The 17214-nt window shown below is 38.3% G+C and carries 13 protein-coding genes and 1 pseudogene; 5 read left to right on the top strand and 9 right to left on the bottom strand.

Annotated features, from left to right (window positions below; genetic code table 11):
* Nucleotides 1-744 (top strand): annotated as a pseudogene (locus tag AKG98_RS22530) (ribonuclease E); the annotation flags it as partial.
* 168 nt (nt 745-912) lie between these two features.
* Nucleotides 913-2472: a SulP family inorganic anion transporter gene (locus AKG98_RS17715; protein ID WP_067048991.1), complete on the top strand. Its 1560-nt coding sequence runs from the start codon at nt 913-915 to the stop codon at nt 2470-2472.
* Between the two features lie 134 nt (nt 2473-2606).
* Here AKG98_RS17715 and ihfA read toward each other — a convergent pair whose 3' ends face one another.
* From ihfA to thrS, 8 genes are all read right to left on the bottom strand, one after another.
* Nucleotides 2607-2900, bottom strand: coding sequence for an integration host factor subunit alpha (gene ihfA / locus AKG98_RS17710; RefSeq protein ID WP_067048987.1), 294 nt, complete (start codon nt 2898-2900; stop codon nt 2607-2609).
* Nucleotides 2901-2903: 3 nt separating this feature from the next.
* Nucleotides 2904-5291 (bottom strand): phenylalanine--tRNA ligase subunit beta, encoded by a 2388-nt coding sequence (gene pheT, locus AKG98_RS17705; RefSeq protein ID WP_067048984.1) that lies wholly within the window; start codon nt 5289-5291, stop codon nt 2904-2906.
* Nucleotides 5292-5305: 14 nt separating this feature from the next.
* Nucleotides 5306-6289 carry a phenylalanine--tRNA ligase subunit alpha gene (gene pheS / locus AKG98_RS17700; protein WP_067048981.1) on the bottom strand — a complete coding sequence of 328 codons (984 nt, stop codon included), beginning with the start codon at nt 6287-6289 and terminating at the stop codon, nt 5306-5308.
* Between the two features lie 90 nt (nt 6290-6379).
* Nucleotides 6380-9256: an EAL domain-containing protein gene (locus AKG98_RS17695; protein WP_228140346.1), complete on the bottom strand. Its 2877-nt coding sequence runs from the start codon at nt 9254-9256 to the stop codon at nt 6380-6382.
* 229 nt (nt 9257-9485) lie between these two features.
* On the bottom strand, nt 9486-9842 hold the full coding sequence (gene rplT / locus AKG98_RS17690; protein WP_019439702.1) for a 50S ribosomal protein L20: 357 nt from the start codon (nt 9840-9842) through the stop codon (nt 9486-9488).
* Nucleotides 9843-9869: 27 nt separating this feature from the next.
* A complete protein-coding gene (gene rpmI, locus AKG98_RS17685) occupies nt 9870-10064 on the bottom strand; it encodes a 50S ribosomal protein L35 (RefSeq protein WP_006034631.1) in 195 nt (64 codons plus the stop codon).
* A gap of 84 nt (nt 10065-10148) precedes the next feature.
* The gene (gene infC, locus AKG98_RS17680) at nt 10149-10691 is read right to left on the bottom strand and encodes a translation initiation factor IF-3 (RefSeq protein WP_083544009.1); all 543 of its coding nucleotides are present in this window, start codon (nt 10689-10691) and stop codon (nt 10149-10151) included.
* The gene (gene thrS / locus AKG98_RS17675) at nt 10688-12622 is read right to left on the bottom strand and encodes a threonine--tRNA ligase (protein ID WP_067048971.1); all 1935 of its coding nucleotides are present in this window, start codon (nt 12620-12622) and stop codon (nt 10688-10690) included. Before thrS ends, infC begins: the two co-directional genes overlap by 4 nt.
* Before the next feature lie 340 nt (nt 12623-12962).
* On the opposite strand from thrS, the gene AKG98_RS17670 reads away from it, so the two are divergent.
* The 3 genes from AKG98_RS17670 (at nt 12963) to AKG98_RS17660 (ending at nt 16157) form a co-directional block, all read left to right on the top strand.
* On the top strand, nt 12963-13787 hold the full coding sequence (locus tag AKG98_RS17670) for a DUF2797 domain-containing protein (RefSeq protein WP_067048969.1): 825 nt from the start codon (nt 12963-12965) through the stop codon (nt 13785-13787).
* A 308-nt stretch (nt 13788-14095) separates the two neighbouring features.
* Nucleotides 14096-14551 (top strand): L-alanine exporter AlaE, encoded by a 456-nt coding sequence (locus AKG98_RS17665; RefSeq protein WP_067048966.1) that lies wholly within the window; start codon nt 14096-14098, stop codon nt 14549-14551.
* Nucleotides 14552-14900: 349 nt separating this feature from the next.
* A complete protein-coding gene (locus AKG98_RS17660) occupies nt 14901-16157 on the top strand; it encodes an MFS transporter (RefSeq protein WP_067048963.1) in 1257 nt (418 codons plus the stop codon).
* A 93-nt stretch (nt 16158-16250) separates the two neighbouring features.
* On the opposite strand, the gene AKG98_RS17655 is transcribed toward AKG98_RS17660, so the two are convergent.
* Nucleotides 16251-17135: a metal-dependent hydrolase gene (locus AKG98_RS17655; protein ID WP_067048960.1), complete on the bottom strand. Its 885-nt coding sequence runs from the start codon at nt 17133-17135 to the stop codon at nt 16251-16253.
* Nucleotides 17136-17214: the final 79 nt, after the last annotated feature.

Here is a 17214-nt window from a genome sequence, read left to right as displayed (position 1 = left end):
GTAACTAAACCTGTAACAGCAGCAGTAACTAAACCTGTAACAGCAGCAGTAACTAAACCTGTTATGCATACAGCAGCTGCAGCTAAACCAGCACCAGTTACTGTTGAAGCTACCCTTGCTGTGACACCAACAGCGAAAGCGTCAGCTGAACGTGTAAAGATTGAAACTAAATCTATAACGCGTCAAATGCACACGGCTCCAGCAACTCGTCCAGGTGCCGCACCAGTTGTTGTTGAAACACCGGTTGTTGAAACACCGGTTGTTGAGACACCGGTTGTTGAAACACCAGTTGTTGCTGAAACACCGGTTGTTGTTGAAACACCCGTTGTTGTTGAAACACCGGTTGTTGCTGAAACACCGGTTGTTGTTGAAACACCCGTTGTTGTTGAAACACCCGTTGTTGTTGAAACACCCGTTGTTGTTGAAACACCCGTTGTTGTTGAAACACCCGTTGTTGCTGAAACACCCGTTGTTGTTGAAACACCCGTTGTTGCTGAAACACCCGTTGCTTATCAGGCTATTGAAGTGACTTCAGTGCCTGCACTGCAAGCACAAGGTACAACATCAAAGAAGACTAACTTCACTGTTAAGATGGCAACACCTCAACAAGTAGCACCTTCACAACACCACTTTGTTCCCAAAGTTGGTGTCGTTCAACGACCATTAATTGATGTGGCGGCTGGACCAGGTGGCAGTCAATTTGCTTCTTCACAAAGCACATCGCCAACCAAATTAGCTAAATAATAACTATTATTAAACAATAACTATTAGCTAAATTTAAAAGCCGCATGTTATGCGGCTTTTTGGTACGTACTTAGTACACTTTTAATAACGAGGATCATGTCAAATTCACATGGTCCTTTTATTTTATTTACTTTTATTCACAAATGACAACTCGGTAACTTATAATTTATGTTTGAATTTCCTAAATACTCCATAGCATCAGTAAAAAATGATGTTTTGTCTGGTTTAACCGTCGCACTCGCACTTGTGCCTGAAGCGATAGCATTTGCTTTTGTAGCAGGTGTTGAACCGCTAGTTGGCTTATACGCTGCATTTATGGTTGGTTTAATCACTGCCGTTTTTGGTGGACGACCTGGCATGATCTCTGGTGCAACGGGTGCAATGGCTGTTGTAATGGTATCGCTTGTAGCTGACAATGGCGTGCAATATTTATTCGCCGCTGTCGTTCTTGCGGGTCTACTGCAAGTACTCGCAGGTATATTTAAGCTCGGGAAATTCATTCGCATTGTTCCACACCCAGTAATGATGGGGTTTGTGAATGGTCTTGCGATTGTGATCTTCTTAGCGCAACTAGGTCAATTCAAATTTGCTGACGGTAATGGTAACCTAGCTTGGCTACAAGATACGCAATTATTCATTATGCTTGGTTTAGTTGCTTTAACGATGGCGATCATTCATTTCTTACCTAAATTAACAAAAGCAGTACCCTCTTCGCTCGTTGCGATTGTAACCGTAACGCTAATTGTTTATTACATGGGTCTAGATACGCGTACAGTTGTTGATTTTGTGCGTTCAATGACAGGCGATGACAATGCAACTATTTCTGGTTCACTACCGAGTTTCAGTATTCCAAGTGTGCCATTTAACCTAGAAACACTCTATATCATCCTACCTTACTCATTAATCCTTGCTGCTGTTGGTCTTATTGAATCGCTACTGACACTAACAGTTATTGATGAAATGACAGGTACACGTGGTAAAGGTAATCAAGAGTGTGTTGCACAAGGTGCTTCAAACATCGTAAGCGGCTTCTTTGGTGCTATGGGGGGTTGTGCAATGATTGGTCAATCAATGATCAACATTAACTCGGGTGGTCGAGGCCGTTTATCCGGTATCACAGCTGCTATCTCATTATTACTCTTTATCCTATTCTTCTCATCACTGATTGAAGTTATCCCACTAGCTGCGCTTGTTGGTGTTATGTTCATGGTTGTGATTGGTACATTTGAATGGGCAACCTTCCGCGTAATCCGTAAAATCCCTAAAGCTGATACCTTTGTAATTGTGCTTGTGACAGTTGTTACTGTATTTACCGATCTAGCTGTTGCAGTGATCATCGGTGTTATTGTTTCGGCATTACGTTTTGCTTGGGAACATGCAGCACATATCAATGCAGAAAAGTCTACCGAAGAATCTGGTAGTAAAGTATACAAAGTGAATGGTCCACTATTCTTTGGTTCTGTTAGCCACTTCTTAGAGCTATTTGACACTGATGGTGACCCACAAGATATAATTATTGATTTTGCTAACTCTCGCGTATGTGACCACTCAGCAATTGAAGCGATCGACACACTGGCTGAGCGTTATGTTGCTACAGGTAAAGTATTACACCTACGCCACCTTTCATTAGAATGTAAACAATTAATGAAGCGCGCAGGCGATATGATTGAAGTTAATTTAATTGAAGACCCTGAGTACCATATTGCATCAGATAAGCTAGGCGGTTAATTCCTTTTAGCGCTTACCCTACTTCCTTTTATTATGTTGTAGGGTAATCATGTATCTGTAACTGCTATGAATATTCGTTTGTAACAGGCATAAAAAAACCGGCATTCGCCGGTTTTTTATTATCTGATTAAACTCTAATCTTTTAAGATAGTTTCAACTTTCGCTTTCAATTTCTGACCCGGTTTAAAAGTCACAACGCGACGAGCTGTAATTGGTATATCTTCACCTGTTTTAGGATTACGACCAGGTCGTTCACCTTTATCACGAAGGTCAAAATTACCAAAACCAGATATTTTAACTTGTTCGTTAACTTCTAAAGATAAACGAATCTCTTCAAAGAAAGCTTCTACCATTTCTTTAGATTCACGTTTACTCAGGCCAACGTCGTTAAATAAAGTTTCAGCAATATCAGCTTTGGTTAGTGCCATAAATTAATCCCTCAAGGATGCATTGAATTCAGATGAGATAGCTTCCACAACATTATTTACTGCTTCAGATATTTCTTTTTCTTCCAGGGTGCGTGAGATATCTTGCAAGGTTAAGCTGATTGCTAGGCTCTTATGACCTTCTGCAACACCTGTACCTTGGTATACATCAAACAAGTTTATGCCAACTAACTGATTCCCGCCAACTTTTTTGATGAAGTTAAGAACATCACCAGCGTTAACGTCGTCTTTAACAATCATAGCGATGTCACGACGGTTCGAAGTAAACTTAGAAACTTCAACAGCTTGCGGCAATTTACGTGATGTTAATGTAGCCAGTTCAATCTCAAGAATAATCGCTGAACCATTTAGGCCTAACTTCTTCTCTAGTGAAGGATGGATAGTACCAATATGACCAACAGAACGATCACCACAGAAGATTTCAGCACTTTGACCAGGATGTAATCCAGGATGACTTGCACGTTTAAGTACAAATGCATCAGTGTTACATGTTTGATCTAATAATGCGTCTAAATCGCCTTTAAGATCAAAATAGTCAACAGACTTACTCTCTTGATTCCACGATTCAGCATTTGCTGTACCCGCGATGATTGCACCAAGCATTGGCACTTGAAGCACGCCATTTTCAACTGATTCATCTTTAATAAAAGTAAGACCAGTTTCAAATAAACGAATACGTTGTTGCTGACGTTTTTGGTTAGCTACAACAGCTTCTACCAAACCTGTAAACATACTTACACGCATTACTGACATCTCAATCGAAATTGGATGTGGTAATACAAGATGGTCTGCTTCAGGGTGTAATAATAACTGACGTTTTGGATCAACAAAGCTATATGTAATTGCTTCTTGGAAACCACGGTCAACCATTAAGTCACGAATGCGGCGAACAGGTAATGTTGCTTCATTATGATCTGTCATCTTCAATGGCGCAACAGGTGCAACATTTGGGATGTTGTTGTAACCGAATACACGCGCTACTTCTTCAATTAAATCCACTTCAACTTCGATATCGAAGCGGAAAGATGGTGAAGTAACTGTCCATGTATCATTTTCAAACGTAGGAGATAAACCTAAACTGTTTAAAATATCAGTTACTTTCGCATCTTCAACATGGAAACCAATTATTTTATCTAACTGATGACGACGTAAGTTAATTGGCGCATGTGTCGGTAATGCAGACTCTGTAGTCACATCAACAACAGGAGCGACTTCACCACCACAGATTTCAACGATCAGCTGTGTTGCACGTTCCATCGCTTGATATTGAAGCTCTGAATCAACACCACGTTCAAAACGATGTGAAGAATCAGTATGCAAACCGTATGCACGAGCGCGACCAGTAATCGCTAGCGGGCTAAAGAATGCAGACTCAAGTAAAATTGAGTTTGTTGCAGTCGTTACGCCCGTTTTTTCGCCACCGAAGATACCAGCCATTGCGATCGCACCGCTATCATCTGCAATAACAAGTGTATTGTCATTTAGCTTAACTTCATTACCGTCAAGTAGTGTTAATTTTTCATCTTGGTTTGCAAGACGAACATTAATACCACCCGTTAAAGTCGCTAAGTCAAATGCATGCATTGGTTGACCTAGTTCTAACAATACATAGTTAGTAACGTCAACGATTGGATCAATTGAACGAGTACCACAACGGCGTAGGCGCTCTACCATCCATAAAGGCGTTTTCGCCGTCACATCTAAGTTGCTGATCACACGACCAAGGTAACGAGGACACAGTGCTGTTGCGTCTACAGAAACACTTACTGTTTCAGAACTTGTTTCCGTTGCATTTGTCCATTCAGGTGCCGTTACAGCAATGTTGTTTAAAACACCGACTTCACGAGCAATACCTGCGATACTTAGACAATCAGCACGGTTAGGTGTTAGATCAACTTCGATCGTAACATCATCAAGACCAAGGCATTCGCGGATACAAGTACCCGGTACTGCATCAGCTGGTAATTCAATGATACCATCTGCTGATTCAGCCATTCCCATTTCAGACTCAGAACAAAGCATACCGTGTGATGGTTGACCACGTAGTTTTGCTTTTTTAATTTTGAAATCGCCAGGTAATACAGCACCAACGGTTGCAACCGCAACTTTTAGTCCTTCACGGCAGTTAGCTGCACCACATACGATATCAATTAACTCTTCTGCACCAATATCAATTTTAGTTACTTGTAATTTATCTGCATCTGGGTGTTGACCACATTCAACAACGTGACCCACAACGATACCAGTAAAATCACCCGCAACAGCGTCAATACCGTCAACTTCAAGACCAGCCATCGTGATTTGATGAGCTAGCTCTTCATTTGTAAGACCTGGTTTAACCCAAGTTTGTAACCATTCATTACTGAATTTCATTATTGAGTCCTATCTTATTTAAACTGCTTGAGGAAACGTAAATCATTTTCGAAAAATGAACGTAAATCGTTAACGCCATAGCGAAGCATCGCTAAACGTTCAACACCCATACCAAAGGCAAAGCCAGAGTATTTTTCAGGGTCGATTCCAACAGAGGTTAATACGTTAGGGTGAACCATGCCGCAGCCTAGTACTTCTAACCATTTACCATTTTTGCCCATAACATCAACTTCGGCAGAAGTTTCTGTGAATGGGAAATAAGAAGGACGGAAACGAATTTCTAAATCTTCTTCAAAGAAGTTATTTAGGAAATCGTGTAACACACCTTTTAGTTCGCTAAAGCTTACCTTTTCGTCCACAAATAGACCTTCTACTTGGTGGAACATTGGTGTGTGAGTTTGATCGTAATCATTACGGTAAACACGGCCTGGAGAAATAATACGAATTGGTGGTTTTTCCACTTCCATCGTACGAATTTGAACACCAGACGTTTGTGTTCTTAGTACTAATTTAGGATTAAAGTAAAATGTATCGTGATCCGCACGAGCAGGATGGTGCTCAGGGATATTCAATGCATCAAAGTTGTGATAATCATCTTCAACTTCTGGACCAGATTTAACAGCGAAACCTAATTCGCCGAAAAATGATTCAATACGTTCGATAGTACGTGTTACAGGATGTAAACCACCATTAAGGTTGGTACGACCTGGTGCAGTCACATCAATCATTTCTTCTGCTAATTTAGCATCTAAAACAGCTTTCTGTAATGCATCACGTTTATCGTTAATGACTTTTTGAACTTCTTGCTTAGCAATATTAATCGCTTGGCCAGCTTTAGGTTTTTCTGCTGGAGGCAGTTTACCTAATGTTTTCATCTGTTCAGTTAAAATACCCTTTTTACCAAGGTACTCAACACGAACAGTGTCCAATGTTGCGAGGTCAGTTGCGTTTGCTACGGCTTCTACGGCCTGTACTATTATTTCTTTGAGGTGTTGCATGTTTTTCTTATCACCCTGTTGGCAGGAAAAGTGAATAGATTCATTCAGTAATGGATGATTTTACTCAAAAGTAAGCCGAAGTGCTAGTACTTAAGCAGAATCTAGGTGCTCAATATCAACTAAATCGACTAAAAGTGCAGGTTTGGCTATTAAATAGCCTTGAACATAATCAATCCCTATTCCTGACAGGATATTTTTAATGTTTTCATTTTCCACATATTCAGCTACCGTTTTAATATTAACCGCTTTTGCAATTTCATTAAATGACTTAACCATCGTGTAATCAACATGATCTGTTTCAATATTTTTAACAAATGAACCATCAATTTTAAGTTGATCAATTGGCAATCGTTTAATATAACTGTATGAAGAAAACCCACTACCAAAATCGTCCAAACTAAAACGGCAACCCAAATCTTTAAACTTGTTCATAAACAGTATTGTTCGATCAAAGTCCATAATTGCCTGACTTTCTGTAATTTCAAAACACAGTTTTTCAGGGGGGATGCCATAGTCCGAAATTGTTTTTTCTATATAGGTATGCATACTGCGATCAACTAAAGATTGTCCGCATAAATTAATTGAAGCTGAAGTAAGAAGTTCGAGATGTTTAGGGTTAGATGATAACCATTGGCAGTACGTTTTAACAACCCAACGATCAAGCTGCGACATAAAATTATAATTTTCAGCGGCGGCAATAAACTCACTTGGTGATTGTAAAATACCTTGCTCATCTCTTAACCTAAGTAAAATTTCATAACGATAGCCCTCATTAACAGAAGGAGATAAAGGCTTGATAGTTTGAAACGCAAGCTCGAATCTATCTGCATCTAACGCCTCTCGTAATACTCCGATCCAACGCATTTCACGTTGATGACCAAGCATTACATCATTACTTTTACTGTACACATGAACGCGATTACGTCCTTGCTCTTTTGCTGTAAAACACGCTGTATCAGCAAGACTCAATGCTTGTGAAAAATTTTCAATTGACTCATCTAAAGTGACAACACCAATGCTGACACCTAACACAAAATGTCGACCATTATGTGTAAACCTAAATTTTTCAATACCACAGCGAATGGTGTCTGCAGTTTCTAACGCACTATCAAAGTTCGTCTTGTTAAGCAGAATACCAAATTCATCACCACCCAATCGTGCCAATATTGCATTGGCATCAAGGAATGATTTTAAAACCACAGTGATTTTTTTCAATAATGAATCACCCACATCATGCCCGCAAATATCATTGACTAATTTAAACTGATCTAGGTCTAAATAAAGTAAAATATTGTCTTCTAATACCGAACACTTACTTTCTAAAGATACACCCACCAATTTTTCAAAATGAATACGATTCACAAGCCCTGTCAACTGATCATATTTAGCAATAGACGCCAATTTTATTTCATGTTGCTTACGTTTTGTCGTATTGACAAATGAACCATCTATGACTGTTATATCCGCTTGTATATTTAGACGCATATTGATTTCACCGTGGAATATTTCACCATAACGGTCATAACCAGACATCTCAATGCTATTTATTTCACCTTCAATACGAAGTTTCTCTATTATCTTCTCACGCAAGTCAGGGTCTGCATAAAACTCATCTGCGGTTAGATTTCCTGACTTTTCCATGTCCTCTAAATTAATAAAACCGAGTAATCTGCACATTGATTTATTAATCGCTAATATGTCCCCTTCAAGTGAAGTCGTAAACATACCCTCGGCTGCATTTTGAAATACGTTGTAATAACGCTCATTGGCTGATGTCATTTGCTTTTCGACATCTTTTTTTACAATCCGGTCATGCGCCATTTGCTTTGCAAAATTCCAACATAAATAAACCAATACGATTAAAGCCGAAAATGCCGAGATATAATCCGTAAACTCATTCTGACCAAGCAACCCGAAACGGGTTAATATGTGAATATCAATACCAAGTATAAAATACACCAATGACAGCACATAAAAACGAACATCTTTAGATTCATTACGGATAAAAAATAAACCACAAACAATCGACAACAATGTAATGCCAAAGGCCAAAATAGACATCAATATGATGCCGGTTTTAAATGAAAATAATACTGGACTTGAAATAACAACCGTCGAGAAAAAGATGAGTGTTTTTGTCGATACCGAAAACCAAGAACGGTATCTTAACTTTAATAATTGCCGTGCAAATAAACTCAAGTTTAAACCAATCATACCCATTAATATCACGATTATTGAATCATAATAATGAGCTATAAAACTTACATTATAAACAAAGCCAAAACCTTCTAAAATCCATATAACAGAGAGATAACACATGATAAATACAACATATTGGATTAATCGTGGTTCACGCAGGTGAATATATAAAAATATTAGATAACATACCATCATTAAAAATAGGCCAGTAAACATACCAACCATTAATTTATGTTGTGATTGTTCGTCAATGAAATCGTTCGCATTCCGGATCGTGAGAGGGGTTTGTAAAAAGGCACTTGTTTTAATTCGAATGAAGTAACTCACTCTTTCACCCGCTTCAACCTTAAAACCCGTAGCGAATGTAAGTTTAGACATATTGTCCTCACCCAAACGACGCGTACCGAGTCTTTTTACAACCAACGGTCCATTTTCATGCATCAAATAAAGATCTATTTGATCTAACAGCGAATCACCAAAATCAATAATCAGGTATTTATCAACGTTCGTTTTATTAACTATTTCACCCTTAAACCAAAATGTGCTATCTGAAAAACCAAAATTAAAATGAGTTTGATTAGTTTTAACCCATGGAATAGCAGATTGTCTTTGTGACAAATAATCAAATGTATATGAATTGGTTTTATCTTCAAAATACTTTGTTGATGTACCAAGACGGCCAACCTTAAAGTCAGAATCAATAACAACGCCTTCTGCTTGTACAAAAGTGGCGTGTAGACTAAAAGTGATAAAAAATAGTAAAGACAATAAAGAATGCATAAATTTTAATATCAGTCTCAGAATTATTTTAAATTGAGTCATTGATATTACAGAAAAGGATTATGCAAGTATATAGGAGGCAGTGTGGACAGGCGTTTATAACTATTTTATAAGGCAAGAGTATTAATTATTTATAGGTATAATTTTCGTTATTATGCCAAATACTAAAAAAGGAGGCCGAGGCCTCCTTCAATAACATTTACTTAATTAATTAAAATTAAGCAACTGCTTCTTTTGCTTTATTTACTAGTACAGTAAATGCCGCTTTATCGAATACAGCAATGTCTGCTAAGATCTTACGATCGATTTCAATAGAGGCGTGTTTAAGGCCATTAATGAAACGGCTGTAAGACATACCATTTTGACGTGCAGCAGCGTTAATACGTGTAATCCATAATTGACGGAATTGACGTTTACGTTGACGACGGTCACGGTAAGCATATTGACCAGCTTTTGTAACTGCTTGGAAAGCAACACGGTAAACTCGTGAACGAGCTCCGTAATAACCTTTAGCTTGTTTTAAAACTTTCTTATGACGAGCACGTGCAACAACACCGCGTTTAACTCTAGGCATAACTATTTTCCTCTTTTATATCTAAAATTAAGCGTATGGAAGCATACGTTTAACGGATGCAACATCGCACTTTGCAACCATTTCCGTACCACGAAGGTGACGTTTACGTTTAGTGCTCTTCTTGGTCAAAATATGACGTAGGTGAGACTGTTTGCGTTTAAAACCATTAGCGGTTTTCTTAAAGCGCTTTGCAGCGCCTTTATTCGATTTCAACTTAGGCATTATAACTCCGCATTGTTGAATATTAATGAATAACAGTAAGGCGAATATGAATACTTACGTACTCATATCACTTGGAAGCACTTACTATTTCTTTTTAGGGGCTAACACCATTACAGCTTGGCGACCTTCCATTTTCGGGAAAGCTTCCACGACTGCAATTTCTTTTAAATCTTCTTTAATACGATTTAAAAGATCAAAGCCTAAGCTCTGGTGCGCCATTTCTCGACCTCGGAAACGCAGCGTAATTTTTGCTTTGTTACCTTCTTCGAGGAAGCGAGTCAGGTTGCGTAGTTTTACCTGATAATCGCCAACATCAGTTCCAGGTCGGAATTTTATTTCCTTAACCTGAACCCGAACTTGCTTTTTCTTCTGCTCTTTAACAGACTTACTTTTCTCGTATATAAATTTACCGTAATCCATGACACGGCAAACAGGAGGCTCGGCATTCGGGCTAATTTCTACAAGATCTAAACTAGCTTCTTCTGCGATAGCAAGAGCTTCTCTTATAGATACGATTCCAATCACTTCACCATCAGCACCGTTTAAGCGACATTCAGGTATACGAATTTCTTCGTTGATACGATGTTGTCTGGTCGTTTGTTGTTGACCTTTTTTTCCGCCTTTTATAACGAATCCTCCAAAGTTGTTTTACCGCGGCTATTGACTTCGGTTTGTAATTTACTGATGAAGTCATCTAACTTCATAGTACCTAAGTCAACGCCCTTACGAGTACGTACTGCTATTTCTCCTGATTCGACTTCTTTATCGCCGATGACCAAAAGATACGGCACACGTTTCAAAGTATGTTCGCGGATTTTAAAGCCTATCTTCTCATTTCTCAAGTCTAATTTTGCTCTAATGCCTACTTTCTTCATTTTTTCTACAAATTCTGTAGCAAAAACAGCCTGTTTGTCTGTTATGTTCATAATAACAGCTTGTACAGGTGATAACCAAGTAGGGAAAAGTCCTGCATATTCTTCAATTAGAATACCAATGAAGCGCTCAAGTGAACCTAAAATCGCTCGGTGAATCATAACAGGCGTCTCACGACCGTTACTTTCACACACATATTCCGCACCTAATTTCTCAGGCATTGAGAAGTCTAGCTGAATTGTACCACATTGCCATGCACGATCTAAGCAGTCATGTAGTGTGAATTCAATCTTAGGACCATAAAACGCACCCTCGCCTTCTTGCACATCATAACTTAAGCCACTAGCAGTTAATGCATCAGCAAGTGCCTGCTCAGATTTATCCCAAGTCTCATCACTACCTACACGTTTTTCAGGACGTGTTGATAATTTAATCTCAATATTCTCGAAACCAAATGTAGCGTAAGTTTCAAAAACCATCTTGATACAATCAGATACTTCTTTCTGAATTTGGCTTTCAGTACAGAAGATGTGTGCATCGTCTTGTGTGAAGCCACGTACACGCATTAAGCCATGTAGCGAACCCGATGGTTCATTACGGTGACATGAACCAAACTCAGCCATACGTAATGGTAAATCACGGTAAGATTTTAAACCTTGGTTATAAATCTGAACGTGGCCCGGACAGTTCATTGGTTTAATCGCATATTCACGGTTTTCTGAATGAGTACAGAACATACCTTCTGAATATTTATCCCAATGACCTGATTTTTCCCATAAGCTACGATCCATGATTTGTGGACCTTTCACTTCTTGGTAATCAAATTCACGTAATTTTTCACGAATTAAATTTTCTAACTCACGGAAAATAATCCAACCATCGTTATGCCAGAACACCATACCTGGTGCATCTTCTTGCATATGGTAAAGATCAAGTTGCTTACCAATTTTACGGTGATCACGCTTCTCAGCTTCAGCAAGACGTTCAATATGTGCTTTTAGCTCTTTCTTATCAGTCCAAGCTGTACCATATATACGTTGTAACATCTTATTGTCTGAGTTACCGCGCCAGTATGCGCCTGCAATAGACATTAATTTGAAATGCTGGCAATGCTTCATGACTGGTACGTGTGGGCCACGACACATATCTACGTATTCTTCATGGAAATATAAAGCAGGCGTTTCATCTTTACCGATGTTCTCGTCTAAGATAGCTACTTTATAAGTCTCACCACGTTCTTCAAACGTGTCACGTGCTTCTTGCCAAGATACAACTTTCTTAATTACTTGATAGTTGGTCTTAACCAGTTTGTTCATGTGTTTTTCTAGCTTAGCTAAATCAGCTTCACTAATTGGTTCTTCCATATCGACATCATAATAGAAGCCTTTATCAATGGTAGGGCCAATAGCCATCTTGGTGTTTGGCCATAATTGCTTAATAGCATGACCAAGTAAATGCGCACAAGAATGGCGTAGGATCTCTAGACCATCAGCATCTTTAGAAGTAATGATTTCAATTGCAGCGTCTTCAGTGATCAGGTCACATGCGTCAACACGTTCACCATTAATGCGGCCAGCGATACACGCTTTAGCAAGACCAGAACTGATATCTGCAGCAACTTCCATAATCGTTACTGGGTTGTCAAATTGACGCTGAGCGCCATCTGGAAGAGTAATTACAGGCATTTTATATCCTTTTGCAGTGATGCTGCCTACGATGCAGCGTTTGCATAAATTAAGATGTGATTAAACATCGTGTGATAATTTTTCTTTTATATACACAAAGTAACGTACCTAATGTAAATAAAGAACTAAAATCCAATCTGGGCATTTTGCCATCTAAAAACTAAAAGTGATAACAATAAGTAGAAAGAAATTTCAGACCCAGTATTATATAGAATTACATTATAATTACACGGCTTTTGTTAATCTTACGTAGATTAATCCCCCTATAATAAGAAGAGACACGTAAATTAACAAACAACGTAAGCCTAAAATAATTTCACGAGCAATGGAATATCATAAAATGTCATACACAGGCCATATCAGTAAAATGGTTTCAACACTTAATGCAGATAATAGTGTCAGTTACCAATTACCACTCGACGATACACTTATTCCGTTAAACGAACTTATCGGTAAATCAATCACACTCACGCACACAGGCAACATACATTGCTTAAACTGTGGAAAGAAAACAAAGAAGAGCTATTCACAAGGCCATTGTTTTGTTTGTACACGCAAGCTAGCCAGTTGTGATATGTGCATCATGAAACCAGAAACGTGTCATTATGAGTACGGAACTTGTCGTCAACCAGAATGGGCCGATGATTTCTGTATGACTGACCACTATGTATACCTTTCAAATACGTCTGCATTAAAAGTAGGTATTACCCGTCATACTCAATTACCAACCCGTTGGATTGATCAAGGTGCAACACAAGGTTTACCGATATTTAAAGTAAAAACCAGACAAATATCAGGATTAGTCGAAACCGCATTAGCTGAATTTATTGGTGATAAAACCAACTGGCGTACCATGCTTAAAGGCGAAAACGCAGATATTGATTTAAAAGCGGAAGCAGCACGTTTAATGCCTTTAATTGAAGAACAATTAGGTCATATTGAAATGATGTATGGTTTAGATGCAATCGAGGAACTCGAAGGGGATATTGTGACCATTAACTACCCTGTTACTCAGCACCCGACTAAAATAGTTTCACACAACTTTGATAAAGAACCTGTTGTAACAGGCATACTACAAGGTATTAAAGGTCAATATCTGTTTTTTGATACTGGTGTGATCAACATGCGTAAATTCACAAGCTATGAAATCACATTAAAAGCTTAATTAACTGACTCGAATGTCAACAAACAATTGTAACTTACGAGATGCTGACCGTTTATTTCGGTCAGTAATTTGAAGTGCGTCACGTTAATTTGCCACATATTTTGTATTGCCCAGCATTTACTCTCTGTTTTCTATAGATTCCCAGTATTAAATACATAAAAAACTTAAAAACCAACTTATCTTTAGTGATTAAAACTGCTTGATACGTGATTTAATAGCCACATATTCCACTCGCAGATAAACACCCAGTTTATAAGTGATGAATAAATCAATTATTACACGATATTAATCTAGTTGGAGATAAGCAAGTGCAAGTTAAAGCCCCTTTCTGCGTTCGTAATGCCGCAGCTGACACATTCGCAATGGTCGTATTTAGCTTTGTTGTGGGAATGTTGATTGAGATTTTTGTCTCTGGGATGTCGTTTGAACGATCTTTAGCTTCCCGTGTAGTTTCTATTCCGGTCAACATCGCCATTGCATACCCATATGGTTTATATCGTGACTTTATTATTAGGACTGGTGCTAAATTAGTTAAGAATAAACTAACAAAACAATTTGGTGATACGTTTGCGTATGTATCTTTCCAATCACCTGTTTATGCCTTAATTCTATTATCTGTCGGTGCTGATGTTGAGAAAATCGTAACAGCGGTATCAAGTAACGCTGTCGTGTCATGCTTTGTCGGTGTATTTTACGGTCAATTTCTTGATTTATGTCGTAAGCTATTTCGCGTACCAGGATATCAATCCGGTATTAGTGCTTAACCCGAGATAATAACTTTATATACCTGTAGATGAAAACAATATATCAAACTGGGATTATCCCTGAAGATTAGGATGTGAAATATGACATTGTTTTGTTATTAATTCATCCTAATCGCTCACTCTATAAACTAGCCAGTAATCACTGCTCATTGTATTTACAATAAGCTAATTTAATTTATTAACCATCGCTTACCTTTCACATAGCGAACGTCCCTTACGGGGCTTATTTACCCCCTTGTACCCACCAATACACGCAAACATAAGTCATTGATATACCAGCGGTTATATTTATTGAGTCCTACCATTGTTAAATGATAGTCTTCGCGCATTAATCATGTGGAGAATATCGATGTCAATAACAAATAAAACGGTCAGTAAACGTGATAATAGTCATGTCGATTTAAGAGATACTAAACTTATTTATCGTCTTGTATTAATCAGCTTATTGATGGCATGTAGTTATTTTTTTGCTGCCGATATGTTTGCCCCTAGTCTTCCATTTATTGTTGATGCATTTTCAAGTACAGCGTCTACGGTGCAACAAACCATCAGCGTATTTTTTGTGTCCGTCGCTTGTAGTCAGCTCGTTGTTGGCGTTGCTTCCGAGCGTTTCGGAAGACGCCCTTTGGTTCTAATAGGCGCAGTAGTGTTTGTGGTTGGTACACTCGTGTGTTTATTTTCAACTAATATAACGATGTTAATAATAGGACGCTGCATTCAAGGGATCGGAGTCAGTGCATTGTATTTATTATGTTTTACAATATTGCAAGATTCATTAAGTAAAGAAGAACTCATTGGAATACTCGCCTGGTTTAGTATTTTATTCATGTCTATACCCGCCCTAGCACCTGCCATTGGCGGTCTATTACAGAGCTATTTAGGTTGGCGTTCAAATTTTAAGTTTATGCTTGTACTATCACTGCTGATTTTATTATTTACATTCTTATTTTTAACGGAAACACATACACAAAAAAATCCGGATGCGTTAGTAATGAAAACACTCGTTGCAGACTATTGGATGATAATTAAGAATCCAATATTTTGGATTTATCTTTTAATGATGGTTGCGGCGAGTGGTGGAATTATGATTTTTTATATTATTGGTTCCTTTGTCTCTTTTCACGATTATGGTTTGGAACCTAAATCCTTTGGGCTTACTTCTATTTTAATCGTCAGTTGTACGATTGCTAGCAGATTATTTTTTAGCTATTACCTTAAAACACATGTCACAAAAAGGCGTATGTTACTTACCGGTGGAGCAATGATGTTAGTAGCGAGTGGTCTGCTCGTCCTTAATATTGAACTACACTTATTCACTCTGATGTTAATCGCGATCTGTTTATATGCGTTCTCATCGGGATTGTTGACAGCAACAGCCGCCGTAAGTGCACTGTATTTATTTCCTAATCATAAAGGACAAGTGGGAGCCACCTTTGGTGCATTACAGATGCTTGGTTTATTTAGTCTTACTCAATTGAGTGCTCACCTGCCAGATACTGAGCTTGTCTTGGCAAGTATGTTTATTGCATTATCTGTTTTGACATTATTATCCCAATGTTATCCTGGTTTTGTTAAGCATGTAAAAGCAGAGTCATTGTATAAATAGAGGTTAATGGCATATAGAGGTTCAAATAACAAATTTAAACGAACCTCTTCAACGTTTATGATGTATATGTTGATGCATCCGTTAGGGTTATTTTTAATTAGCCTTTGTGATCATCTCTAGTTCTTGGTCAGACTTAAATGTTAACTCAATCGTTATATCTTTATATTCAGTCAAACTTTGCACATGTGAGCCTCCACAAGGCATAGTGATACTTTCTCCAATACCTAAATCGCAACACCAAAAGCGAGAGTCTGTAAGCGTATCACCTTCACACTTCATCACAACAGATGCGTTAGTCGCAAGCCAGGTTGCCAGTACGTCATTAACCCTCGCTTCAATGAGTGATAGATCTGCAAGTATTTCTGCCACATTAAGGCCTCGTTTTTTCAACGTTTTACCTAAACGGTAACTGTCCGTCGATTTGTTTTCAGAGACCAAACTTAATGTTTGTGCGTATGAATGAAAGTCGCGATTATTTAATACATCTTTGCGTGATGCATCTTTACGCCAGTAACCTTGTTCTAAAACCTTATTTAACGCATAAGAAGCCAAATGCCCTGCACTGTGCCCCCGACTTAACGCCGTTTGATACCTTGCATCAACAACTAATTCAACAGCATCATTAATGTTTAATGCCATGTCTAATTCTAATTCGTGTAAGACAACAAAATACCAGCCGGGCTCGCCACGTTTTACTGGTATATCTGTACCTTTATATAGCTTACTATTTTCAATATCAAAAGCACCCGTCACGCAATCTGTGACTGTGTATTGCTTACCGTTAAATACTAAAAACCCTTTATCCGCAGGATGATCTGGCCAGATATGACTTACCGGGTGAAACGGTGTTTTTTCAGTAACCACATAAGTACTGGTGTCTGTTTGCTCAACCCACTGTACTTGAGTTAAAGATTGCATGATTCCTTGAGTAAAAAGAACCTTAGTTGGTCGTACTTGATGAATTACAACATCAGACATTAAACACCCTTCAATAATTAGTAAATGAATTGCAGAATAATACCACTTTCAACACGTTTAAAGGAGATACCTCAATTGA

This window comes from Moritella sp. JT01 (assembly GCF_001574435.1).
Classification (GTDB): Bacteria; Pseudomonadota; Gammaproteobacteria; order Enterobacterales; family Moritellaceae; genus Moritella.
The sequence above is the reverse complement of the archived record's forward strand: the minus strand, read 5'-3'. Positions and strand labels throughout refer to the sequence as shown.